Source organism: Pseudomonas sp. URMO17WK12:I12 (genome assembly GCF_000514395.1).
In the GTDB taxonomy this organism is placed as follows: domain Bacteria; phylum Pseudomonadota; class Gammaproteobacteria; order Pseudomonadales; family Pseudomonadaceae; genus Aquipseudomonas; species Aquipseudomonas mucoides.
Genome location: NZ_AZVV01000011.1, coordinates 116,549 through 138,437, shown reverse-complemented (window position 1 = coordinate 138,437; position 21,889 = coordinate 116,549). Strand labels below are relative to the sequence as shown.

General features: G+C 59.7%; 22 protein-coding genes and 1 pseudogene. 11 read left to right on the top strand and 12 right to left on the bottom strand.

Annotated elements, in window-relative coordinates; translation table 11 throughout:
• Nucleotides 1-31 precede the first annotated feature (31 nt).
• Together D882_RS0116410 and D882_RS0116405 are read right to left on the bottom strand one after the other, a co-directional pair.
• Entirely contained in the window at nt 32-991 is a 960-nt protein-coding gene (locus tag D882_RS0116410; RefSeq protein ID WP_027924248.1) for a hypothetical protein, read from the bottom strand.
• Nucleotides 992-1,885 (bottom strand): neutral zinc metallopeptidase, encoded by an 894-nt coding sequence (locus D882_RS0116405; RefSeq protein WP_027924247.1) that lies wholly within the window; start codon nt 1,883-1,885, stop codon nt 992-994.
• Nucleotides 1,886-2,136: 251 nt separating this feature from the next.
• Here D882_RS0116405 and D882_RS0116400 point away from each other — a divergent pair, with 251 nt between their 5' ends.
• Together D882_RS0116400 and D882_RS0116395 are read left to right on the top strand one after the other, a co-directional pair.
• A complete protein-coding gene (locus D882_RS0116400; RefSeq protein ID WP_027924246.1) occupies nt 2,137-2,913 on the top strand; it encodes an IclR family transcriptional regulator in 777 nt (258 codons plus the stop codon).
• A 119-nt stretch (nt 2,914-3,032) separates the two neighbouring features.
• Nucleotides 3,033-3,911: a DMT family transporter gene (locus tag D882_RS0116395; RefSeq protein WP_027924245.1), complete on the top strand. Its 879-nt coding sequence runs from the start codon at nt 3,033-3,035 to the stop codon at nt 3,909-3,911.
• Nucleotides 3,912-3,960: 49 nt separating this feature from the next.
• Here the strand turns inward: D882_RS0116395 and D882_RS0116390 are convergent, their stop codons facing one another.
• On the bottom strand, nt 3,961-5,277 hold the full coding sequence (locus tag D882_RS0116390; protein WP_228758936.1) for an MFS transporter: 1,317 nt from the start codon (nt 5,275-5,277) through the stop codon (nt 3,961-3,963).
• Nucleotides 5,278-5,616: 339 nt separating this feature from the next.
• On the opposite strand from D882_RS0116390, the gene quiC reads away from it, so the two are divergent.
• Together quiC and D882_RS0116380 are read left to right on the top strand one after the other, a co-directional pair.
• Complete coding sequence (gene quiC, locus D882_RS0116385) at nt 5,617-7,518, top strand: 3-dehydroshikimate dehydratase QuiC (RefSeq protein WP_027924243.1); 1,902 nt, start codon at nt 5,617-5,619, stop codon at nt 7,516-7,518.
• Nucleotides 7,519-7,620: 102 nt separating this feature from the next.
• Complete coding sequence (locus D882_RS0116380; RefSeq protein WP_027924242.1) at nt 7,621-8,298, top strand: TetR/AcrR family transcriptional regulator; 678 nt, start codon at nt 7,621-7,623, stop codon at nt 8,296-8,298.
• Nucleotides 8,299-8,347: 49 nt separating this feature from the next.
• Here D882_RS0116380 and D882_RS0116375 read toward each other — a convergent pair whose 3' ends face one another.
• From D882_RS0116375 to D882_RS0116365, 3 genes are all read right to left on the bottom strand, one after another.
• Nucleotides 8,348-9,202, bottom strand: coding sequence for a shikimate dehydrogenase (locus D882_RS0116375; RefSeq protein WP_027924241.1), 855 nt, complete (start codon nt 9,200-9,202; stop codon nt 8,348-8,350).
• A gap of 5 nt (nt 9,203-9,207) precedes the next feature.
• A complete protein-coding gene (gene aroQ / locus D882_RS0116370; protein ID WP_027924240.1) occupies nt 9,208-9,648 on the bottom strand; it encodes a type II 3-dehydroquinate dehydratase in 441 nt (146 codons plus the stop codon).
• Between the two features lie 141 nt (nt 9,649-9,789).
• The gene (locus tag D882_RS0116365; protein WP_027924239.1) at nt 9,790-10,701 is read right to left on the bottom strand and encodes a LysR family transcriptional regulator; all 912 of its coding nucleotides are present in this window, start codon (nt 10,699-10,701) and stop codon (nt 9,790-9,792) included.
• Nucleotides 10,702-10,968: 267 nt separating this feature from the next.
• Between D882_RS0116365 and D882_RS0116360 the strand changes: the two genes are divergently transcribed.
• Nucleotides 10,969-11,397 carry a hypothetical protein gene (locus D882_RS0116360; RefSeq protein WP_027924238.1) on the top strand — a complete coding sequence of 143 codons (429 nt, stop codon included), beginning with the start codon at nt 10,969-10,971 and terminating at the stop codon, nt 11,395-11,397.
• On the top strand, nt 11,394-11,840 hold the full coding sequence (locus D882_RS0116355; protein WP_027924237.1) for a DUF2442 domain-containing protein: 447 nt from the start codon (nt 11,394-11,396) through the stop codon (nt 11,838-11,840). Before D882_RS0116360 ends, D882_RS0116355 begins: the two co-directional genes overlap by 4 nt.
• A gap of 54 nt (nt 11,841-11,894) precedes the next feature.
• Here D882_RS0116355 and trmA read toward each other — a convergent pair whose 3' ends face one another.
• Both trmA and D882_RS0116345 read right to left on the bottom strand, forming a co-directional pair.
• Entirely contained in the window at nt 11,895-12,974 is a 1,080-nt protein-coding gene (trmA, locus tag D882_RS0116350; RefSeq protein ID WP_027924236.1) for a tRNA (uridine(54)-C5)-methyltransferase TrmA, read from the bottom strand.
• Entirely contained in the window at nt 12,971-14,266 is a 1,296-nt protein-coding gene (locus D882_RS0116345) for an NCS2 family permease (protein WP_027924235.1), read from the bottom strand. The genes trmA and D882_RS0116345 overlap by 4 nt, the downstream gene beginning before the upstream one ends.
• 214 nt (nt 14,267-14,480) lie before the next feature.
• On the opposite strand from D882_RS0116345, the gene D882_RS0116340 reads away from it, so the two are divergent.
• Entirely contained in the window at nt 14,481-14,939 is a 459-nt protein-coding gene (locus tag D882_RS0116340) for a DUF4879 domain-containing protein (RefSeq protein ID WP_027924234.1), read from the top strand.
• A gap of 67 nt (nt 14,940-15,006) precedes the next feature.
• Nucleotides 15,007-15,558, top strand: coding sequence for a DJ-1 family glyoxalase III (locus tag D882_RS0116335; protein WP_027924233.1), 552 nt, complete (start codon nt 15,007-15,009; stop codon nt 15,556-15,558).
• 7 nt (nt 15,559-15,565) lie between these two features.
• Here D882_RS0116335 and D882_RS0116330 read toward each other — a convergent pair whose 3' ends face one another.
• The 3 genes and pseudogenes from D882_RS0116330 to D882_RS0116325 all read right to left on the bottom strand — a co-directional run bounded on the left by D882_RS0116330 (nt 15,566) and on the right by D882_RS0116325 (nt 17,469).
• The gene (locus D882_RS0116330; protein WP_027924232.1) at nt 15,566-15,853 is read right to left on the bottom strand and encodes a HigA family addiction module antitoxin; all 288 of its coding nucleotides are present in this window, start codon (nt 15,851-15,853) and stop codon (nt 15,566-15,568) included.
• 13 nt (nt 15,854-15,866) lie between these two features.
• Nucleotides 15,867-16,146 (bottom strand): annotated as a pseudogene (locus D882_RS1000000132105) (type II toxin-antitoxin system RelE/ParE family toxin).
• An 84-nt stretch (nt 16,147-16,230) separates the two neighbouring features.
• Nucleotides 16,231-17,469, bottom strand: coding sequence for an MFS transporter (locus tag D882_RS0116325; RefSeq protein ID WP_027924231.1), 1,239 nt, complete (start codon nt 17,467-17,469; stop codon nt 16,231-16,233).
• A gap of 484 nt (nt 17,470-17,953) precedes the next feature.
• Between D882_RS0116325 and D882_RS0116320 the strand changes: the two genes are divergently transcribed.
• The 3 genes from D882_RS0116320 to D882_RS1000000132100 all read left to right on the top strand — a co-directional run bounded on the left by D882_RS0116320 (nt 17,954) and on the right by D882_RS1000000132100 (nt 20,639).
• Entirely contained in the window at nt 17,954-19,390 is a 1,437-nt protein-coding gene (locus D882_RS0116320) for a cytochrome ubiquinol oxidase subunit I (protein ID WP_027924230.1), read from the top strand.
• Between the two features lie 3 nt (nt 19,391-19,393).
• Entirely contained in the window at nt 19,394-20,401 is a 1,008-nt protein-coding gene (gene cydB, locus D882_RS0116315; RefSeq protein WP_027924229.1) for a cytochrome d ubiquinol oxidase subunit II, read from the top strand.
• 70 nt (nt 20,402-20,471) lie between these two features.
• On the top strand, nt 20,472-20,639 hold the full coding sequence (locus D882_RS1000000132100) for a DUF2474 domain-containing protein (RefSeq protein WP_081743969.1): 168 nt from the start codon (nt 20,472-20,474) through the stop codon (nt 20,637-20,639).
• Between the two features lie 71 nt (nt 20,640-20,710).
• Here the strand turns inward: D882_RS1000000132100 and D882_RS0116305 are convergent, their stop codons facing one another.
• A complete protein-coding gene (locus D882_RS0116305; RefSeq protein WP_027924228.1) occupies nt 20,711-21,835 on the bottom strand; it encodes a class I SAM-dependent methyltransferase in 1,125 nt (374 codons plus the stop codon).
• Between the last annotated feature and the right edge of the window lie 54 nt (nt 21,836-21,889).

Here is a 21,889-nt window from a genome sequence, read left to right as displayed (position 1 = left end):
CGCGAAAGCGTCCGTTCAGGCATCAAAAAACTCACTGCCCAAACAAAGCCTTCTGCCCCTCCGGCGACGTCAACATCCCCTGCCCGTTATGCCCAACCCCCGGCACTTCCACCAGCCGCTGGTTCACCCCTCGCGGATTACGACGCAGCAAATAATCAAAGTAAAAATGCCCGCGAGCCAGCCGGTTAGTGCCCTGGGCTTCAGCCTCGCACCCCTTGTCCAGCGCCGGTTGCTGCGGGTCGGTGTCTTGCTGCCCGAGCAGATACGTCACGTCACGTTTGACATAGTTGCCTTCAATCTGTGGTGCCGTTTGCCCACTGGCATAAAGGGGCAAATCCGTCAGGCCATATTTCCAGCGGTTGAAACCAGGGCATTTCGCGTGATCGAACGCCACGGGCCGTCGCTCATCGAAATACGCGTACGAGGAGGGGTTGGCGACCACATAAAGGACTTTCACGCCGGCAGCGCTAAGCGCGGGTTGATCGTGAGCCAGCAAGGCATAGCGTTGAACCACCTGGGCCCCCCCGGAGTGACCGGCGATGACGATTTGTTTCACGTCCGGAAACTGTTGGCGGTCGCTGACTCTCGCAATGATCTGATCCAGCGCCCCAAAGGAACTCAGTGCAAACGGGGCTGTGGATAAACCGCCGGCCATCCAGTCGTCGCCCTGCCAGCGCAAGACGCTGTCCGCCACGGGGTGCAGGGCGACATCGGTTTCATTGAGAAACTGTGGGGCGATGACCAGCGTGGTCTGGCTTTGTCCTGCCAGTTCAGCCGCCTGCTCGGCGCTCTGGCGGTAGGTTCCAGCGTTGCGCAGACGGCCGTGGATGATGATCAGCACGCGTTCGATTTTGGCCGGCGCGGCGCCGAGGCTCACCGCCATCTCGCCTTCTTTGAGCAACAGCCGGCCGGGGCTGAGTTCTTTGACCGCATGTTCGGCGGCTTGGGTACTTGCGCAGGTAAACAGTACAGCTAACAGCCACTTATTCATTTACAGGTTTTTCGCCGCAAAGGTATCGCACTGGCCCACCTGGCCTTGTGCAAATCCGGTTTTAAACCAGCGCACCCTTTGCGCTGACGTTCCATGGGTAAACGAGTCCGGTACCACGCGCCCCTGACCTTGCTGTTGCAAGCGGTCGTCGCCGATGGCATTGGCGGCGTTCAGGGCTTCTTCGATGTCGCCTGGTTCCAGCCAGTTCAGACGCTTTTGTGCATTGTTGGCCCAGACTCCGGCCAGGCAATCGGCCTGAAGTTCCTGACGCACGAGTAACCCCCCGTCGCCTTCCATTTGGCGGCCTTGGGCGCGAGCGGTCTGAATTTTCGCCGATACGCCGAGTAAAGTCTGAACGTGGTGTCCGACTTCGTGAGCGATCACGTAGGCCTGGGCGAAGTCACCGGCGGCGGAGAAACGTTGTGACATTTCCTGGAAGAATGCCATGTCCAGGTAGACTTTCTGGTCGGCCGGGCAATAGAACGGACCGGTCGCCGACGTTGCCAGACCGCAGGCGGAATTGACGCGATTGCTGAACAGCACCAGGGTCGGGTTCTTATATTGCTTACCGGCCTGCTGGAAAATCTGGCCCCAGGTGTCTTCGGTATCGCCGAGGATCGAGCGCACGAATTCGGCACCTTCATCATTGGCCGGTGGCGCCTTGCGCGTTTGATTAGTGGCGGGCGCCGACTGCTCGCTCATTTGGCCGGTGAGTTGTCCGAGGATCTGCATCGGATCCTGGCCGGTGATCCAGCCAATCCCGACAATCAGGATGATCGCGGTCAGGCTCAGGCCCTTGCCGCCACCAAAACGCATCCCGCCGCCACCGCCGCCGACATCATCACCACGGGCGTCCACCACGTTGTCGCTGCGTCGGCCTTTTTTCCATAGCATGTGGGAATCCTCTGATTGTCCGTGGGAATGAGTGTTGCTGGTGTGGCGGAGCGGCGCCAGTCCGATCGTCCGGGTTTCGGCTATTGCCGGCAATCGCCAGCCGTATTCCAGACTTGTATGAACGTGGACTCCCTATCGAATTCCGTCAGGCGCCGGGTTTTTATCGAATCAACCTGTCTATCGTCGAGTTCCAGATTTCGCATTACCGGGTTCGTCTTCTAGAATCAGGCAAATTGTGTGTGGAACCTCCCATGGCCGGCAGTCAGATCGAACGTGTTTTCAGTGTGCTGGAAAGCCTTACCAGTGACCCTCGCGGTGTGCCGATGCAGGCGCTGGCGGAACAACTGGACATCCCGAAAAGCGCGACCCACCGCTTGCTTGCCGAGCTGATACGGCTGGGCTATGTGCGACAAAATCCAGAGAACCTGCGCTATCACCTGACCACCAAACTGGTGGCGATGGGGTTTCGTTATCTCTCGGGCAGCGGCGCCGATATCGTGCAGCCAGTGCTGGATCGCCTCGCGCAGGAGACCGGCGAACTGGTGCGCCTTGGCGTCATTGAAGGCGAGCGGCAGGTCTGGATCGCCAAGTCGCAAGGTGCCCGGTCCGGCCTGCGTTACGACCCGGACATGGGCCGCGATGCGCCCTTGTTCTACACCGCGTCGGGCCACGCGTGGCTGGCGTGCATGAGCGATGCCGAGGCGTTGTCGCTGGTCGAACGCCAGGGCGGTGAGCGGCCCAAAGACCTGGGGCCGAATGCGCCGCGATCCAACATTGAACTGCTGGAGCGTTTGCGTCTGGCGCGCGAGCAGGGTTATGCCTGGGTTGAAGAGAGTTCGGCGGTGGGCACCTCGGCGATCGCTGCCGTAGTGCGGCACCCGAGCGAGGGGCGGGTGATGGGGGTGCTGAGCATCGCCGGGCCCAGTGCGCGTATGCCGGGCGCACGGTTGCATGAATTGGCGCCGCTGTTGTTGAGGTATGCCGAAGAGTTGTCGGCGGCGAGCCTTGCTTCAGAGTTGTTCAGCTGATTTGGGATGTCTGTTCGTCCGGAAACCGTGCGATGTTCGAACACTTTCGGCCTATGCTTGTATGGGAATCTGGAACCAGGTTCTAAATTATTGGAATTCGCCAGGCACAAGGGAACCCCATGACCGTCAGCACTCCGCTCTCCGGCGTAAACCAGCCCTTCAAAGGGATTTTGCTGATCGTCGTCGCCACCTTTCTTTTCTCCAGTCACGATGCCCTGTCCAAATACCTCTCCGGTTTCTATCCGATCGTCATGGTGGTCTGGGCTCGCTATGTGGTTCACACCTTGTTGATGGCGGGAATTTTCCTGCCGCAATCCGGATTGCGCGTGCTGCGAACCAAACGGCCATGGCTGCAAGTGATGCGGGCGTTGTGCCTGTTGGGCACCAGTCTGTTTTTCACCACGGGTTTGCAATACATCCCCTTGGCTGAAGCCACGGCGGTCAACTTTCTTGCGCCGGTGCTGGTCACGGCGCTGTCGGTGCCGTTGCTGAAGGAACACGTCACCCGTGGCCAATGGATCGCGGTGATTTGCGGATTTGCCGGCGTGTTGATCATCGTCCACCCCGGCGGTGATCTGTTCACACCCGCGGTGCTGCTGCCGCTCTGCTCAGCGTTGTTTTTCTGCTTCTATCAATTGCTCACCCGCAAGCTCAGCAACATCGACAGCCCGACCACCAGCAACTTTTTCGCCGGCCTGTGCAACACCCTGGTGATGAGCGCGCTGGTGCCGTTCTTCTGGCAAGTGCCGAGCCTTGGGCATGGACTGATGATGGTGGCGCTGGGCGCGTGCGGGATGACGGCTCACTTGTTTCTGACTCAGGCGTTTCGCTACGCCGCGCCGGCGTTGCTGGCGCCGTTCGGTTATTGCCAGATTGTGTTTGCCGGTCTGCTGGGCTGGCTGCTGTTTGCCCACACGCCGACCCTGACCACGGTGGTCGGGATCGCGGTGATTTGCTGCAGCGGGTTGGCGGCGGCGTGGCAACAGAGTCGTCGGTAGGACAAACAAAAAGGCAGGCCTGGAATCAGGCCTGCCGGGGGAAGGGCAATTACTCGGTGACGGCAGGAATCTTGCGCGGTGCCATGAAGTACATCCAGGTGAGGGCAATGAAGTACATCGCCGGAATCAGGGTGAACAGCACGGTGTAGTTGTTGTGGGTGACGGTCAGGATGTGGCCGACCAACTGCGTCATGAACATCCCGCCGATGGCTGCGCACATGCCGCCAAAACCGAACACTGTGCTCATCATGTGTTTAGGCGTGTAGTCCATGACCAGGCTCCAGATGTTCGCGGTCCAGGCCTGGTGCGCGCCGATGGCCAGGGAGATGGCGAACACCGCGACCCACAGACTGCTCGAACCCGCCGCCATGATCACGCCGACGATGCAGCAGGCAAACAGGAACATCGACATCAGCCGCGCCTTGATCGGATTGACCCCGCGACCGATCAGGAACGAGGAGAGGATCCCGCCACCGACGCTGCCGAAGTCGGCGGTCAGGTAGATGATGATCAGCGGAATCCCCATCTGGGTCACGTTGATCCCCAGGTTGTATTGCTGATTGAGGAATGGCGGCAACCAGTACAAGTAGAACCAGAACACCGGCGCGGTCATTGAGTAGGCGAGGGCGAAGGCCCAGGTGCCGCGCATGCGCAGGATTTTCGAGAACGGCACGCGGGCTTGTTCCGGTTCGACTTCGTTCTGGATGTAGTCCAGTTCCGATTGTTTGACGCTCGGATGATCTTCCGGGTTGAAGTATTTCAAACCCCAGAACAGCAACCAGATCCCGCCCAGTGCCGACATGCACAGGAACGCGGCCTGCCAGCCCCATACGTGCAGGATCAGTGGCAGCAACATCGGGGTGAACATCGCGCCGACGTTGGTCCCGGCGTTGAAGATGCCGGTGGCCACGGCGCGTTCGCCGGCCGGGAACCACAGCCGCGTGGTCTTCACGCAGGCCGGGTAGTTGGCGGCTTCGGTCAAGCCAAGGATGAATCGGCAGACCATGAAGCCTACCGCCGACGTCGCGAGGCCGTGGGCACCGGTAGCGATGCTCCAGAGCAGCACGGCGCAGAAGAACACGCGCTTGACGCCGACCCGGTCGATCAACCGGCCTTGCAGCACGAAACCGATCGCGTAGCCGACCTGAAACCAGAAGTTGATGTTGGCGTAGTCCATCGCCGTCCAGCTCATTTCCTTGGCGAGGATGGGCTGCATGACGCCGAGGGCGGCGCGATCGATGTAGTTCAGGGTTGTCGCGAAAAACACCAGCGCCAGCATGCCCCAACGGGTTTTGCCGACCGCCATGGCGCCGCGGATCTTGTCGCCGATGCCGCCGCTGGCAGGAGTCATGGAGGCGTGCTCCATGGGAGAACTTTGAGAAGGAGTCATGTAGTCCACCGATTATTTTTATGTGGTGTTCTGTGTCTTTGGTAACCGAGCCCGACGATGCATGACCGGTCTCAATGTGGAGTCGATGTTGCGCAGTGGACAAAAAATCGTCAATTCACCAATGGCCATTGTGTTCGATAATCGAACACAAAACTAACCGGGTAGTACACTTTAAATTGCTGTGCGAGTTCGTCCAGCCAATAATTCCCCACAAGCTAAACGCAGACCCTGTAGCAGCTGGCGAAGCCTGCGGCGACATAAAGCGAAGCGTGCGATCTCGATAACAAGACTGTCTCCACCACCGGGAGTCGAAACATGCAGCGTTCCATTGCCACCGTGTCCTTGAGCGGTACCCTGCCGGAAAAACTCGAAGCCATTGCCGCCGCCGGTTTTGACGGGGTGGAGATTTTCGAGAACGACCTTCTCTACTACGACGGTAGCCCACGGGAAATCAAACAGATGTGCGCCGATCTCGGGATCGCGATCACGCTGTTCCAACCCTTCCGGGATTTTGAGGGATGCCGCCGTGATCGGCTTTCGCGCAATCTGGAACGCGCCGAGCGCAAATTTGACTTGATGCAGGAACTGGGCACTGACCTGGTGCTGGTCTGCAGCAATGCATCTGCCGATTCCATCGGTGATGAACAAATCCTCGTCGATGACCTGCGCCTGCTGGCCGAAAACGCCGGTGCGCGCGGTCTGCGAATCGGTTATGAAGCGCTGGCCTGGGGCCGGCATGTGAACACTTATCAACAGGTGTGGAACATCGTCCGCCAAGCCGATCATCCGAGCCTCGGTGTCTTGCTCGATAGCTTTCACACCCTGTCGCTCAAGGGCGATCCGAGCGCCATCGCCGAGATTCCGGGCGACAAGATCTTCTTCGTGCAAATGGCCGACGCACCGATCCTCGCCATGGACGTGCTGGAGTGGAGCCGGCATTTCCGCTGCTTCCCGGGCCAGGGCGAATTTGATCTGTCGGGGTTCCTCGCGCCGATTATCAAGAGTGGCTACACCGGCCCGCTGTCGCTGGAAATCTTCAACGACGGTTTCCGTGCCGCGCCACCCCGGGCCAACGCCGCCGACGGTTTGCGTTCGTTGCTGTACCTGGAAGAGAAAACCCGCCAACGCCTGGCGCAGGAAGCTCAACCGGCACCCAGCCTCGACATCCTGTTCGAGACACCCACGGCCAGCGAATACAACGGCATCGAATTTCTCGAATTTGCCGTGGATGAAAGCCTCGGCGCCAAGCTCTCCCATTGGCTTGAGCGGCTGGGTTTCGTCAAGGCCGGGCAGCATCGCTCCAAGAGCGTAAGCCTGCTGCGTCAGGGCGATATCAACCTGATCCTCAACTCCGAACCGTATTCGTTTGCCCACAGTTTTTTCGAAGCGCATGGCCCCTCGCTGTGCGCCACCGCCGTGCGGGTCAAGGACAGCAGCAGCGCGCTAGCCCGAGCTGTGGCTTATAAAGGCCAGCCGTATCGTGGGCTGGTCGGGCCCAATGAACTGGAATTGGCGGCGGTGCGCGCACCGGACGGTAGCCTGATCTATTTGGTGGATCAGCAGGCCGACGTCTACGGCACCGACTTCAATCTGAACCCAGCGGCGGTGGCCAGCGGTGGCCTCAAGCGTATCGACCACATGGCCATGGCATTGCCGGCCGACAGCCTCGACAGTTGGGTGCTGTTCTATAAGAGCCTGCTGGATTTCGAAGCCGATGACGAAGTGGTTCTGCCCGACCCGTATGGCCTGGTAAAAAGCCGCGCACTGCGCAGCCGCGACAGTTCTATTCGCTTGCCGTTGAACATTTCCGAGAACCGCAACACCGCGATCTCACACGCGCTGTCGAGTTATCGCGGCTCCGGTGTGCATCACATCGCGTTTGATTGCGATGACATCTTTGCGCAAGTCAGCCGTGCGAAAGAGGCGGGCGTGCCGTTGCTGGACATCCCGCTCAATTACTACGATGACCTCGCCGCGCGGTTCGACTTCGATGACGAGTTCCTCAGCGAGCTGGCGTATTTCAACGTGCTGTACGACCGCGATGCGCTGGGTGGCGAACTGTTTCATGTGTACACCGAGCCGTTCGAAGGGCGGTTTTTCTTTGAAATCATTCAGCGCAAAAACGGCTATGCCGGTTATGGCGCGGCCAACGTCGCGGTTCGACTGGCAGCGATGGCCAAATCCCGCAGCGGTGCCATTCGTCAGGCCAAGTTGTAGCAAAATCGTAAACGCCGGGACAAACCGCTGCCGCGCGGCTTCCTTCACTGTGCGCAGCGGCCCATAATCGCCAGCTTGTGCAGTGATGGCCGTGAGCCCGCAATGACAATGACTTCAGAACGCTCCGCAGTGCCCGCCGAACTGATCGCCGAGCCCCGCAAGAGCCGCAAAAACAACCCGGAAAAGACCCGCGAGAATATCCTTCAAGAGGCGATTGTCGAGTTCGTCCAACAGGGGCTTTCCGGTGCTCGAGTCGATGCAATCGCCGAGCGTATCCACACCTCCAAACGCATGATCTATTACTACTTCGGCAGTAAGGAACAGCTCTACGTCGAGGTGCTGGAAAAGCTCTACGGTGATATTCGCAACACTGAAAACCGCTTGCACCTGACCGAACTGGGGCCGGTGGAGGCGATTCGTCGCCTGGTGGAGTTCACCTTCGACCACCACGATCACAACGTCGATTTCGTGCGTATCGTCAGCATCGAGAACATTCACAATGCCGAATACGTGAAGCGCTCCGATGCGATCAAGGCCATGAACAATACGATTCTCGACGCACTGGGCGAAATTCTGCGTCGCGGTGCCGAGGAGGGTTTGTTCCGTGCAGGGCTAGTGGCGCTGGATGTGCATCTGCTGATCAGTTCGTTCTGCTTCTATCGCGTGTCGAACCGTCATACCTTCGGGGAGATCTTCCAGATCGATTTGCCGGACGAAGCCATCAAGCAGAGGCATCGTGCGATGATTTGCGAGTCGGTGTTGCGTTACTTGCAAGCCTGATATCAGGTGAGGGGGCTTTCCCTTCACTGCAGCCCCTCACCGCATCCCCTCAGTCGTTCATGCTCTGAAAGTGCGCGAGCATTCGCTGCGCATCCGGCACCACGTTGCTGAACAATTCAAACGCCTTCACCGCCTGAAACACCGCCATGTTGCCGCCGTCCAGCGTGCGGCAACCGAGCGCGCGGGCGTTGCGCAGCAGTTCGGTTTCCAGCGGGAAGTAAACGATCTCCGCCACCCACAAGGTTGAGCGAAGCAACTCGACCGGCACTGGCATGCCCGGCAGTTTTTTCATGCCCATGGGCGTGGTGTTTACCAAACCATCAGCCAGGCTCAACGTGCTCGGCAGATCGTGCCCGGCCACCGCCCGGCCAGCCCCGAAGTGTTGATTGAGATTGTCTGCCAGCGCCTGCGCGCGGCTTGGCTCCACGTCAAAAATACTCAGCAGTTGTACGCCTTCGCTCAACAACGCGTGGGCCACTGCCGCGCCGGCGCCACCAGCGCCCATTTGTACGACGCGCTCACGGGCAGCGTCCTTCAAGCCACGGCGAAATCCTTCGGCAAAACCCAGGCAATCGGTGTTATGGCCGATGCGTTTACCGTCCTTCAACACCACCGTGTTCACCGCGCCGATGCCGCGGGCTTCCGGCGACAGTTCGTCAAGCAACGGGATGATCGCCTGCTTGCACGGGAAGGTGATGTTCAGCCCGGTGAAGTTCATTCGTTCGGCCGCCATCAACAGGTCGGGCAGGGCACTGCTGTCGAGCTTCAATTGATCCAGGTCGATCAGGCGATAGAGGTAGCGCATGCCCTGCGCTTCGCCTTCGTGCTCGTGCAGCGCCGGTGTGCGCGAGGCTTGAATCCCGGCGCCGATCAGCCCGGCCAATACAGTGTTGTGCTGAGCCATCGTGCTCACCCCTTCAATTTCAGACTGAAATGTTCCAGCGCCAGGCGATAGCCGTGGCTGCCGAAACCGGCCATCACCGCGGTGGCGATGGCCGAGACAAACGAGTGATGCCGGAAAGGCTCGCGAGCATGGACGTTCGACAGGTGGACTTCGATCACGGGCAGTTCGCTGGCGACGAGGGCGTCGCGAATCGCCACCGAGGTGTGGGTCCACGCGGCTGGATTGATGACAATCCCGGCGCAACGACCGCGAGCGGCGTGAATCCAGTCGAGCAATTCACCTTCGTGGTTGGTCTGGCGGAACTCCACGGCCAGGCCGAATTCTTCAGCAGAGCGTGCGCACAGCGCCGAAATGTCTGCCAGGGTTTCGTGGCCATAAGTCGCCGGTTCACGGGTGCCGAGCAGGTTCAGGTTCGGGCCGTTGAGCACCAGAACGATAGGGGGCATCGAGGGTCTCTCCACTTATTATTTTTGGAATCGGCTCTAGGTTTCAGCCTGTGGAGACAAATTGTACTAGCTGGTTAATTAGGTCAATTGAAGAGACGTCTCGAAGGGGATTTGTGTGCGGTGATCGGACGATTTCGCTGTTTATCGCGGCAGATGCTCCACCAGGAAATCGATAAAGGCGCGCAACCTCAGGGGCACATGACGGCTTTGGGGATACAGCAACGTGAACGGTCGCGAGCGGCCGCTGTAAGGCTTCAATACTTCCACCAGCGAGCCATCGGCCAGTTCGTTTTCGACGATAAACCGGTACGTCTGAAACAACCCCGCCCCGTGTTTGGCCAGGGTCACGCCACCCAGCACATCGTCAGAGCAACTGAGACTGCCCTCGGCCAGAATCTCCCGAGGTGTGCCGTTGTCATTGAACAGCCAGGCGATCCGCCGACCGCTGCTGGGCAGTTCGTATTGGATGCATTCGTGCTGCGCCAAGTCTTCGAGTGTTTGGGGGACACCTGCACGCTTGAGGTAATCGGGACTGGCAATCATCACCAGCGCGGCGTCCTCCAGATGCCGGGCGATCAGGCCGGAGTCCGGAATGGCCCGTACGCGAATCGCCATGTCGTAACCTTCGCCGACGAAATCAATATTGCGATTGCTGATGTGCGACTCGACCTTCACGTCGGGAAAACGCGCCCGAAAGGCTGGCAGCAACGGCAAGATCCGGTGGTGCGCATACGTCGTGGGAATGCTGATGCGCAAGGTGCCAGACGGTTGCTGCTGCTGGCCCATGACCTCGCGCTGAGCCTCGACCAGCTGCGCCAGAGCCTGACGACATTCTTCGTAGTAACGACGACCGCTGTCGGTCAACTTCACACTGCGGGTGGTACGCGCAAACAGCCGCACGCCCAGACGCTCTTCCATGCGCGATACCGAGCGGCTGACCGCGGCTGGTGTCACGCCCGCCACCAGTGCGGCGGCCGTAAAGCTGCCGGCCTCGGCGGCGAGGCAAAACAGCTCGATGCTGCCCAACTGAAGATCATCGAAGACACGCTGCATGATTGATTACACCGGGGATCAAATGAGGACTGAATGGCGTCACTGTAGATGAAATCGCCGTGGCAGTGCTTGACCGGCGTAGGCGGCTTTTTTTTGTGAGAGCAGTGAAAGGATTGCTTACTATTTTGCCGCCGTCATAGGCGAGTCAAAAAACGTTCAAGGGCTAGGCTCAAAACCGAGTCGATCGTCAAACGGATCAATCGCCAATTGCCGGGTTCTTCAAGGAATGGAGAATCTTTGCACTCTATAACCTAACGGATGGGTTGCATGAACGTATGTCGCTTTAAGGACTTTTCATTGGTCATCATGTTGCGCGATCAACATTGCCCGCCGCATGTCCATGTCGATGCACAGACATGGAGCGCACGCTTCAAATTCAGTTTCTGGCACAACGGCGTGGAGCTTTGGGACGTCGTTCCTCATCCGCAGCGCCCCCCTTCAGCAGTGCTGGAAGGATTGCGCCAGGCGCTGCGGCAACCGGCGCATTTACAGCGAGCGCGTGGCCTCTGGTGGCGAAAATTGTGCACCGCCTGCCTCGATAATCAGTTGTGGGATTGGGAGAGCAATGAAGTGGTCGTGATGAAACGACTCGCCAGCACGACTTACCTGATTGGCTCGGCCAGTTACGAGCCCGAAGTTAACAAGACGCTGTTATCCCTGACGGGGGCTGCCGAGGGAGTGGAAATCGAATTATGAAAACCATACAGGCGAGCATTCAGGCGGATCGCCCCGTCACCGAAGAAACATTGGAACAGGCCATTGAGCGAGGCGAGTTGAGCCGTCGCAGCGGTTTGAATGCGAGAGCCGTGAGCTGGACCGGACATTGCCTGGTCATCAGTTTTGAGGACGGTAGTGGCGTGCTCCTGCCGGCGAAGAACTACCCGGAGTTTGATGGCTTTGACGATGAGGATTTCGCCGACTTGAGGGTTGGCTTTGCGGGAACCGCGCTCTGCCATGAAGGCAGTGATTTGCAGGTGTCAATCGCCGGCCTGATTTCAGCGAGCAAGCCATTGATGGACATGGCGTCTTCAGTCATCGCCTCACGCAATGGGCGCCAGAGCAGCGTCGCCAAGGCCGAGGCTGCGCGGGCCAATGGCAAAAAGGGGGGGCGACCGCGCAAGGTAGATGCGGCACTTTGATTCGCCTACAAAAAAGCCGTCGTCATGACGGCTCATTTGTATCGGCAACAGCTCTCAACGACGGGTCAACAACACCCCGGATTCCATGTGATGGGTCCACGGGAACTGGTCAAACATCGCGCACTGAGTGATGCGATGCGTGTCGTGCAACTGGGCGATGTTCGCCGCCAGTGTTTCCGGGTTGCAGGAAATGTAGAGGATGTTGTCGAAACGTCGGGTCAGCTCGCAGGTGTCCGGGTCCATGCCGGCGCGGGGCGGGTCGACGAACACGCTACCGAACTCGTAGCTCTTGAGGTCGATACCATGCAGGCGGCGGAACGGGCGGACTTCGTTCAGCGCTTCGGTCAGCTCTTCGGCGGAGAGTCGCACCAGGGTGACGTTATCCACCGCGTTTTCGCTGAGGTTGCTCAGCGCTGCATTGACCGAGGTCTTGCTGATTTCGGTGGCCAGCACTTTGCGTACGCGGGTCGCGAGCGGCAGGGTGAAGTTGCCGTTGCCGCAGTACAGTTCGAGCAAGTCGTCCGGGCGATCACCCAAAGCGTCGTAAGCCCAGTTGAGCATCTTCCGGTTCACGGTGCCGTTGGGCTGGGTGAATGCGCCTTCCGGCTGGCGATAGCTGAAAGTACGGCCGCCGACTTCGAGCTGCTCAACCACGTAATCGTGACCGATCACTTCGCGTTTGCCTTTTGAGCGACCGATGATGCTCACGTTCAGGTCCGTGGCCAGTTTCGTGGCCGCTGCATGCCAGTGCTCGTCCAGCGGGCGGTGATAGCACAGGGTGATCATCGCATCGCCGGCCAGGGTGGTCAGGAACTCCACCTGGAACAACTTGTGGCTCAGGGCCGCACTGGCTTTCCAGGCGGCTTTGAGCTTCGGCATCAGTTCGTTGATGCGCAGGCTGGCGATCGGAAACTCTTCGATCAGGATCGGCGTACGTTTGTCTTCCTGGGAAAACATCGCGTAGTGCCGCTCACCACCTTCACGCCACAGGCGGAATTCAGCGCGCAGGCGGAAGTTTTGCAGCGGAGAGTCGTACACCGCAGGTTCTGGCGCATCGAACGGGGCCAGGAGGTCACGCAGGCGCGTGACCTTTTCTTCGAGCTGAACGGCGTAGGCCTGGGAATCAAAAGTCATGCGTTGAACCAACCCAACTTGATCACGAACAGAATCGACAGGATCACCAGCGCCGGGTTCAGCTCACGGCCACGACCGGACATCAGCTTGATGGCGGTCCAGGAAATGAAACCGAAGGCGATGCCATTAGCGATCGAATAAGTGAACGGCATGGCCAGCGCGGTGATCACCACCGGTGCGGCAACGGTGATGTCGTCCCAGTCTATTTCGGCCAGGCCGGAGGTCATCAGTACGGCGACGAACAGCAGTGCCGGTGCCGTGGCGAAGGCCGGGACGCTGGACGCCAATGGCGAGAAAAACAGTGCCAGCAGGAACAGGATCGCCACCACGACGGCGGTCAGGCCGGTGCGGCCGCCCGCACTCACGCCGGCTGCGGACTCGATGTAGCTGGTGGTGGTCGAGGTGCCCAGCAGCGAACCGGCCATGGCCGCGGTGCTGTCGGCGATCAGGGCGCGACCCATTTTCGGCATGTGGCCGTTCTTGTCCATCAGGCCGGCGCGTTTGGCGACGCCGATCAGAGTGCCGGAGTTGTCGAACAGATCGACAAACAGGAAAGCGAAAATCACGCTGACCAGACCGATGTCCAGTGCGCCTTTGATGTCCAGTTGCATGAAGGTTGGGGCCAGCGACGGTGGCATCGACATCACGCCGCCGAAAGGGGTGAAGCCCATCAAGATCGAAATGATGGTCACCGCCAGAATGCCGATCAGCACGGCGCCGCGTACGGCCAGGGCTTCGAGGGCAACGATCAGGGCAAAACCCAGGGTCGCGAGGATCGGGGCTGGTTGTTTCAGATCACCGAGGCCGACCATGGTCGCCGGGTTGCTGACCACGATGCCGGCGTTGTGCAGGGCAATCAGCGCCAGGAACAGGCCGATACCGGCGGCAATCGCCGAGCGCAACGGCAGCGGGATGCTGTTGATGATCCATTCACGGATACGGAAGATCGACAGCATGAAGAAGCACACCGCCGAGATAAACACCGCACCCAGCGCCACTTGCCAGGTGTGGCCCATGTGCAGGACCACGGTATAGGTGAAGAAGGCGTTCAAGCCCATGCCCGGCGCCAGCGCGATCGGGTAGTTGGCGATCAGGCCCATGATCGTGGAACCAATCGCCGCGGCCAGACAGGTGGCGACGAACACCGCGCCCTTGTCCATGCCGGTTTCGCCGAGAATGCTCGGGTTGACGAACAGAATGTAGGCCATGGCCAAGAAAGTCGTGACGCCCGCCAGAATCTCGGTCCGCACGTTGGTGTTGTGTGCCTTGAGTTGAAACAGCCTTTCCAGCATGTCTGCTCCCCGTGGCGCGCCCGGCGCCGTGAATGTATCGACCTCAACAGCAAAGCACAGACCACTGAACGCGCCTGGGAAATTACTGTGGGCCGGAAAAAGCCGCGCATCATACCAGCCGCGTGGGGTTATGGCTGCTGATGGCTGCGATCGTCGTCGATGTTTTGCCGTCAAGCGAAGTGAGCCATACTGCGCGCTGGTTTTGGGGGTCGTTATGTATTGCATGAAAACGCGTGTGATTGCCGTCATTGGCGTCGTGATGGCCTTGTTGCTGGGGGCACAAAACGCCTCGGCTGCGATGGCGCCGCGATTGAGCCAGTTGAAAGTGGTTAAGGTTGAATCGCCGGTCTGTGGCTTTGAAAACATTGCCGAAGGGCAGACCGAGACGCGTTGCGATCATAGTGGTCCGAGCATCAAGGTCTATGTGCTGGAAATCGGTTACGGCAGTAATAGTCCACATGTCGCGCTGGATGGTTTTGAAGTGGACGGCACCCGGTCGCCGGTATGTGCCTTTCAGACCGGCAACCTGACTGATTGCACACCCGGGGCAAAAACGGTCGGTTATCTGTATATCTTCAATCTTGCGGGCAAGCAGGACGGGACCTTCACGTTCAGCAACACCTCGATTAATGCGCCGAGCGATAAGATGTCGACCCAGCTTTACATCAAGTAACGGCTGCACTCGAACAAGCGTCAGGAAAGCTGACTACGCTTTAAAGATCACCCTGTGGACTGTCCCCATGACCTTTAGAGCTTTGATTACCCTCGCCGAGGGCATCGACGACCTGCAAACAGTGACCCTGATCGATGTGTTGCGCCGCGCCAACGTTGAAGTGGTGGTGGCCAGCATCGAGGGGCGGCGCATGCTCACCTGCGCCCGTGGAACCCGGCTGACGGCCGATGCCATGCTGGTGGACTTGCTGGCCCAGCCGTTCGACCTGATCGCCCTTCCGGGCGGCGCCGTGGGCGCGCAACACCTGGCGGCCCATCAACCCCTGCAACAACTGATCAAGGATCAGGCCGCCGCCGGGCGCCTGTTCGCCGGCATCGCTGAAGCCCCGGCGGTCGCGCTGCAGCACTTCGGCGTATTGCGTCAGCGACGCATGACCTGCCTGCCCTCCGCCAGTCATCAGTTGTCAGGTTGCAACTTCATCGACCAACCGGTGGTGGTCGACGGCAACTGCGTGACCGCCCAGGGTTCCGGGGCCGCTTTGGCATTTGCCCTGACGCTGGTGGAACAACTCTGCGGCAAGGCCACGCGCATGGCGGTGGCGGGGGAGATGCTGGCGTGAGGATATGTCAGGCGTGGATGGCGATGGGCTTGATCGCCGGCTGTTCGCGCTGTTCTGCTTGCCAGAGATCGTAATCAGTCTGAATCCCTAGCCACATGCGAGCCTTGCCAATCCCCGCCCGCTCCAGACGCACGGCCAGATCCGGACTGATCGGGGCGTGGCCATGCAGAACCCGAGAAAGGTGCGGTCGTGCAAAACCCAGATGGCGGGCGAGTTCCGTGACGCTGATGCCGAGTTCGGGTAACACATCCATCAAGAGTGTTTCGCCAGGGTGTGGCGGGTTGTGCATGGGCATTGCCTGCCTCCTGTCAGTGGTAGTCCAGATAGTCGACCAGTTCGATATCTGAACCGATAAACCGAAAAACAACTCGCCAGTTCCCTGAAACAACTCAGCGACCAGAATTCGGCCAACTCTCCTCTGAGTGGATGCAGTCGCCATCCCGGAAGGTCTAGATCGCCGGGTAGCGTTGCGCGGTCCATGAACTGAAGTATCCGAGACAGACGCTTTGCATGGTCTACACGAATCCCTCGAGTCGAACCTGTTTCATAGAGGCCACGAAGGCCCTTGTGCCGAAAGGATTTGATCATGGGGCAAGTGTAAGGCGATACATTACACCTGTTGCGGTATCTATATAGTGCACCTGGTCGGCAAATTTGTGCCAGGCACCTGCTTCAGACCTTCACTTCCTCCAGCGGCACATGCATGCGGTCGCGATTGGCCAAGGTCGGGAACAGTTTCACCCAGGCCCCGGTTACCACCAGCGTGCCGATCCCGCCCATGACCACCGCCGGCACGGTACCGAACCAGTGGGCGGTCAGCCCGGATTCGAATTCGCCCAACTGATTTGACGCACCGATGAACAGGCCGTTCACGGCGCTGACCCGGCCGCGCATTTCGTCCGGGGTTTCCAGCTGCACGAACGAGGCGCGGATCACCATGCTGATCATGTCGGCCGCGCCCAGCACCACCAGCACTGCAAGCGAGAACCAGAACGAGGTCGACAGGCCGAAGGCGATGGTGGCGACGCCGAACACACCGACGGCGGTGAACATCACCCGTCCGACGTTGCGCTCAACCGCAAACCGCGCCAGGAACAGCGACATCAACAGCGCGCCGACGGCCGGCGCAGACCGCAGCAGGCCAAGCCCCCACGGGCCGGTCAGCAGGATGTCCTTGGCAAACACCGGCAGCAGCGCCGTCGCGCCGCCGAGCAAGACCGCAAACAGGTCCAGAGAAATTGCCCCGAGAATGTCCGGGCGACTGCGAATGAAGCGGATACCCGCCAGCAGCGAATCCAGCGTCGCCTTGCCCTTGTTCAACGGCGTTTGCCGGGCCGGCAAGTTGAGCATCAACCCGCAGGCAACGATGTAGAGGATTACGGTCGGGCCATACACCCAGACGCTGCCGAAGGCGTAGAGCAAACCGCCGAGCGCCGGGGCGACGATAGTGGCTGACTGCTGCGCGGATTGCGCGGCGGCCACCGCACGGGGAAACAGCGCGCTGGGCACGATGCTCGGCAACAGGGCTTGAGTGGTGGGCATTTCGAAGGAGCGCGCAGCACCGAGCAAGAACGCGAGGATGAAGATCATTTCCCGGGTGACATGATCGGTGGCGCTGCCGATGGCCAGCGACAGGGCGATCAACGCTTGCAGCGACTGGCAGATCGCCGCGACTTTGCGCCGGTCATAGCGGTCCGCGACGTGCCCCGTGTGCAGCATGAACAGCACGCGCGGGGCAAATTCCACCAACCCCACCAGGCCCAGATCGAGCACGTTGCCGGTTAACTGGTACAGGTTCCAGCCAATGGCCACGGTGAGCATCTGAAAACCGCTGGCGGTAAACACCCGAGCCAGCCAGAACGCGATGAAGGGGCGGTGATGACGTAACAGCAAGGGCTCTTGGCTGGGCATCTGCGGGGAAATCTGGGAGAGGGGAAGGGCGAGGTTATCACCAACCTGTAACCAGAAGTTGCAGCCGCAGAAAATATACTTAGCTAGACATCGATCGTAAAAACACCTGATTCCTCTGTGGGAGCAGGCTGCTCGCGATGGCGGCCTATCCCTCGATACCGAGCTGCCTGGCACACGCGCTTCGCGAGCAAGCTCGCTCCCGCAGGGGAAATGTATCTGCCTGTAACGATAGCCATGAGGCAACTTGTCACGCGGCAAAAGACCACGCGGTTCATCCCCGGAAATGGGACTACTCTTTCAACGTTGATTGATCCAGATCAAAACCCCACCAGGAATTGATCCGGCGGCCATCAGGCCAGACTTCCCTGCGTTGTGAGGCTTTCAATAAAAAGAACGAATTCGAATTCGCCGCACTCCATACCCGTGGGGGCCGTTGGGTGCAGGCTTCCAGCCAGCAGCCGTATTAACTGACAGAGGAAGACTTATGTTCGGTTTAGAGGCACTTGATCTCGCCCGAATGCAGTTCGCGTTTACCATCTCGTTTCACATCCTGTTCCCGGCCATCACCATTGGCCTGGCGAGTTACCTGGCGGTACTCGAAGGTCTGTGGCTGAAAACCCATAACGACACCTACCGCGACCTGTATCACTTCTGGTCGAAGATCTTTGCCGTCAATTTCGGCATGGGGGTGGTCTCCGGGCTGGTGATGGCGTATCAGTTCGGCACCAACTGGAGCCGTTTTTCGGACTTTGCCGGATCGGTTACCGGGCCGTTGCTGACCTACGAGGTGTTGACGGCGTTCTTCCTCGAAGCCGGTTTCCTTGGGGTCATGCTGTTTGGCTGGAACAAGGTCGGGCGCAAGCTGCACTTCTTTGCCACGGTCATGGTGGCTATTGGCACGCTGATCTCGACCTTCTGGATCCTCGCCTCGAACAGCTGGATGCAGACGCCGCAGGGTTTCGAAATCGTTAACGGTCAGGTGATCCCCACCGACTGGCTGGCGGTGATCTTCAACCCTTCGTTCCCGTACCGCCTGATGCACATGGCGACGGCGGCGTTCGTTGCCACCGCCTTCTTCGTCGGCTCTTCGGCGGCCTGGCACTTGCTGCGCGGCAAGGACAACCCGGCGATCCGCACCATGTTGTCGATGGCCATGTGGATGGCCTTGATCGTTGCGCCGATTCAGGCGGTCATCGGTGACTTCCACGGCCTCAACACGCTCAAGCATCAGCCGGCGAAAATTGCCGCGATCGAAGGTCATTGGGAAAACATCGGCGACGAACCGACCCCGTTGATCCTGTTCGGCTGGCCGGACATGAAAGCCGAGAAAACCCGATTTGCCGTCGAGATTCCGTATCTGGGCAGCCTGATCCTCACCCACTCGCTGGACAAACAAGTCCCTGCGCTCAAGGAATTCCCGCCTGAAGACCGGCCCAATTCGACCATCGTGTTCTGGTCGTTCCGGATCATGGTCGGCCTGGGTTTCCTGATGATATTCACCGGGTTGTGGAGCCTGTGGCTGCGCAAGCGCGACAAGCTCTATACCTCGCGACCGTTCCTTTACCTGGCGTTGTGGATGGGGCCGTCGGGCCTGATCGCGATCCTCGCGGGTTGGTTTACCACTGAAATCGGCCGTCAGCCGTGGGTGGTCTACGGACTGATGCGCACGGCGGATGCTTCTTCCAACCATAGTTTCATGCAGATGAGCATCACGTTGATTCTGTTTGTGGTGGTGTATTTCGCGCTGTTCGGTGCCGGCCTGGGCTACATGATGCGCCTAGTGCGCAAAGGGCCGAAGATCGACGAAGGCAAGGAAACCAGCGAAGGTGGGCCTGGCAAGAAACGCACACCGGCCCGTCCGCTGTCCGCCGCTGACGATGATGACGCCGACAGTGACCACAGCCTGACCAAGGAGATTTGAGTCATGGGTATTGATCTTCCGCTGATCTGGGCCGTGATTATCATCTTCGGCATCATGATGTACGTGGTCATGGACGGCTTCGACCTGGGGATCGGGATTCTCTTCCCGTTCATCCCGGGCAAGACCGACCGTGATGTGATGATGAACACGGTCGCCCCGGTCTGGGACGGTAACGAAACCTGGCTGGTACTGGGCGGCGCCGCGTTGTTTGGTGCCTTCCCGCTGGCCTATTCGGTGGTGCTTTCGGCGTTGTACCTGCCGCTGATCCTGATGCTGATCGGGCTGATCTTCCGGGGCGTGGCTTTTGAGTTTCGCTTCAAGGCCAAGGACCACAAGCGCCACCTCTGGGACAAGGCTTTCATCGGAGGCTCCCTCACCGCGACCTTCTTTCAGGGGGTGGCGTTGGGCGCCTTCATTGATGGATTGCCGGTGGTCAATCGCCAGTTTGCCGGTGGTTCGCTGGACTGGCTGACACCGTTCACTCTGTTCTGCGGCGTGGCACTGGTGGTGGCGTATGCACTGCTTGGTTGCACGTGGTTGATCATGAAGACCGAGGGCAAGCTGCAAGAGCAAATGCACAACCTGGCACGGCCGCTGGCCTTCGTGGTGTTGGCGGTGATCGGTATTGTCAGCATCTGGACACCCTTGGCCCACGCTGAAATCGCCGCCCGCTGGTTCACGCTGCCCAATCTGTTCTGGTTCATGCCGGTGCCGATTCTGGTGCTGGTGACCATGTATGGCTTGATCCGCGCCGTCGCCCGCAATGCGCACTACACGCCGTTCCTGCTGACGCTGGTGCTGATCTTCCTCGGCTATAGCGGTCTGGGCATCAGCCTGTGGCCGAACATCGTGCCACCGTCGATCTCGATCTGGGACGCCGCCGCACCGCCGCAAAGTCAGGGCTTCATGCTGGTGGGCACGCTGTTCATCATCCCGTTCATCCTGGGCTACACCTTCTGGAGCTACTACGTGTTCCGCGGCAAGGTCACCCACGAAGACGGTTATCACTGACACTGTAGGAGCGAGCGTGCTCGCGATGGCGCCCTCACTGGCGCCATCGATCTACCTGAGGATTGTTGTAATGACCGGTAAACATTCCCTGCACGACATTGAAGAAGCCGAAAAAAAACCGCTGTTGCAGCGGCTTGGATGGCTGGTCCTGATCTGGGTCGGTAGCGTCGGCGCCCTGTTTATCGTGGCCAGTCTGATGCGCATGTTCATGAATGCGGCAGGCCTGACTACACACTGAAGATCCCATCCCGTCGCCTTGGAGGCACGGATTCACAACCCTCCTGCGCGGAGGGTTTTTTTTGCCCCGGTTTATTTGCGGGCTTTGAGAATCACGAATTTTGGCGTGGCAGCCACTTGTTCGACGCCGCGGAACAGCCGTGCGAGCTTGCTGTGGTAACCCAGGTGACGATTGCCGACGATATACAGCGCGCCACCCACCACTAGCGCCTCGCGGGCCTGCTGGAACATGCGCCAGGCGAGAAAGTCGCCGACGACCTGTTGTTGATGGAACGGCGGATTGCACAACACCACGTCCAGGGATTGAGCTTCCTGCCCGGCCAGCCCGTCGCCGGCCCGCACAATGACCGCTCTGTCGCCCAGCGCCGCGCGCCAGTTTTCGGCAGCCGATTGAACCGCCATGAACGACTCGTCCACCAGCGTGTACTGCGCCTCGGGGTTTTGCAGCGCACTGGCAATGGCCAACACGCCGTTACCGCAACCGAGATCGGCGACTCGCGCGGTGCCGAGGTTTTTTGGCAGGTGCGGCAGAAAGGCCCGGGTGCCGATGTCCAGCCCTTCGCGGCAGAACACATTGGCGTGGTTCAGCAGTTCAATGGCCGGCTCATCAAGCTGATAGCGCGAAGGGTAGGGGGACACGACCGGGTCTTTTGCTTCAGGTGTGGCGATCAATAGCCGGGCCTTTTTCACTGCCAGGGAGGCCTGTACCGGGCCGACGTAGCGTTCCAGCAGATCACCGGCAGCACGTGGCAGGTGCTTGATCATCGCCGCGGCAATCACCTGCGCGCCTGGCGCCAGTTGGCCTTGCAGGCGAATCAGTTGTTCTTCCAGCAACGCCAGGGTTTTCGGCACCCGGATCAATACCCGGTCAAACGGGCCGCTGAACACGTCGCTGGCGGGCACGCTCGGTACGGCGTCAAACGCCTGGCCGTTACGGATCAGATTTTTTTCCAGTCCCTGAAAGGCGAGGAACGAATCACCACTGCTGATCACCCGGACCTTGCCCGCGAGGCTGGCGGCCAATGCACCAAAACTGTCGTTCAACACCAGTACCCGAGTTTCGGCCGAGGGCTGTTGTTCGGCCAGGTGGTTGAGCAGGTATTCGTCGGCGGCATCGAACGCTTGCAGCGGTTCGTTCTGCTGTTCTGGCTGACGGATCAGGTCGAGTTGGGCGAAGGGTGTTTCGAGCAGGGGCATGAGGCGGGGCTCTGGGTAGTCAACGGGTGTGGTGTCCCACGGCCGGAGGCGTTG

Bases quoted from the DNA above. Each gene is read 5' to 3' on its own strand.
- D882_RS0116410 (WP_027924248.1), bottom strand. From the start codon at position 991: ATGAATAAGTGGCTGTTAGCTGTACTGTTTACCTGCGCAAGTACCCAA.
- D882_RS0116405 (WP_027924247.1), bottom strand. From the start codon at position 1,885: ATGCTATGGAAAAAAGGCCGACGCAGCGACAACGTGGTGGACGCCCGT.
- D882_RS0116400 (WP_027924246.1), top strand. From the start codon at position 2,137: ATGGCCGGCAGTCAGATCGAACGTGTTTTCAGTGTGCTGGAAAGCCTT.
- D882_RS0116395 (WP_027924245.1), top strand. From the start codon at position 3,033: ATGACCGTCAGCACTCCGCTCTCCGGCGTAAACCAGCCCTTCAAAGGG.
- D882_RS0116390 (WP_228758936.1), bottom strand. From the start codon at position 5,277: ATGGAGCACGCCTCCATGACTCCTGCCAGCGGCGGCATCGGCGACAAG.
- quiC (WP_027924243.1), top strand. From the start codon at position 5,617: ATGCAGCGTTCCATTGCCACCGTGTCCTTGAGCGGTACCCTGCCGGAA.
- D882_RS0116380 (WP_027924242.1), top strand. From the start codon at position 7,621: ATGACAATGACTTCAGAACGCTCCGCAGTGCCCGCCGAACTGATCGCC.
- D882_RS0116375 (WP_027924241.1), bottom strand. From the start codon at position 9,202: ATGGCTCAGCACAACACTGTATTGGCCGGGCTGATCGGCGCCGGGATT.
- aroQ (WP_027924240.1), bottom strand. From the start codon at position 9,648: ATGCCCCCTATCGTTCTGGTGCTCAACGGCCCGAACCTGAACCTGCTC.
- D882_RS0116365 (WP_027924239.1), bottom strand. From the start codon at position 10,701: ATGCAGCGTGTCTTCGATGATCTTCAGTTGGGCAGCATCGAGCTGTTT.
- D882_RS0116360 (WP_027924238.1), top strand. From the start codon at position 10,969: ATGAACGTATGTCGCTTTAAGGACTTTTCATTGGTCATCATGTTGCGC.
- D882_RS0116355 (WP_027924237.1), top strand. From the start codon at position 11,394: ATGAAAACCATACAGGCGAGCATTCAGGCGGATCGCCCCGTCACCGAA.
- trmA (WP_027924236.1), bottom strand. From the start codon at position 12,974: ATGACTTTTGATTCCCAGGCCTACGCCGTTCAGCTCGAAGAAAAGGTC.
- D882_RS0116345 (WP_027924235.1), bottom strand. From the start codon at position 14,266: ATGCTGGAAAGGCTGTTTCAACTCAAGGCACACAACACCAACGTGCGG.
- D882_RS0116340 (WP_027924234.1), top strand. From the start codon at position 14,481: ATGTATTGCATGAAAACGCGTGTGATTGCCGTCATTGGCGTCGTGATG.
- D882_RS0116335 (WP_027924233.1), top strand. From the start codon at position 15,007: ATGACCTTTAGAGCTTTGATTACCCTCGCCGAGGGCATCGACGACCTG.
- D882_RS0116330 (WP_027924232.1), bottom strand. From the start codon at position 15,853: ATGCCCATGCACAACCCGCCACACCCTGGCGAAACACTCTTGATGGAT.
- D882_RS0116325 (WP_027924231.1), bottom strand. From the start codon at position 17,469: ATGCCCAGCCAAGAGCCCTTGCTGTTACGTCATCACCGCCCCTTCATC.
- D882_RS0116320 (WP_027924230.1), top strand. From the start codon at position 17,954: ATGTTCGGTTTAGAGGCACTTGATCTCGCCCGAATGCAGTTCGCGTTT.
- cydB (WP_027924229.1), top strand. From the start codon at position 19,394: ATGGGTATTGATCTTCCGCTGATCTGGGCCGTGATTATCATCTTCGGC.
- D882_RS1000000132100 (WP_081743969.1), top strand. From the start codon at position 20,472: ATGACCGGTAAACATTCCCTGCACGACATTGAAGAAGCCGAAAAAAAA.
- D882_RS0116305 (WP_027924228.1), bottom strand. From the start codon at position 21,835: ATGCCCCTGCTCGAAACACCCTTCGCCCAACTCGACCTGATCCGTCAG.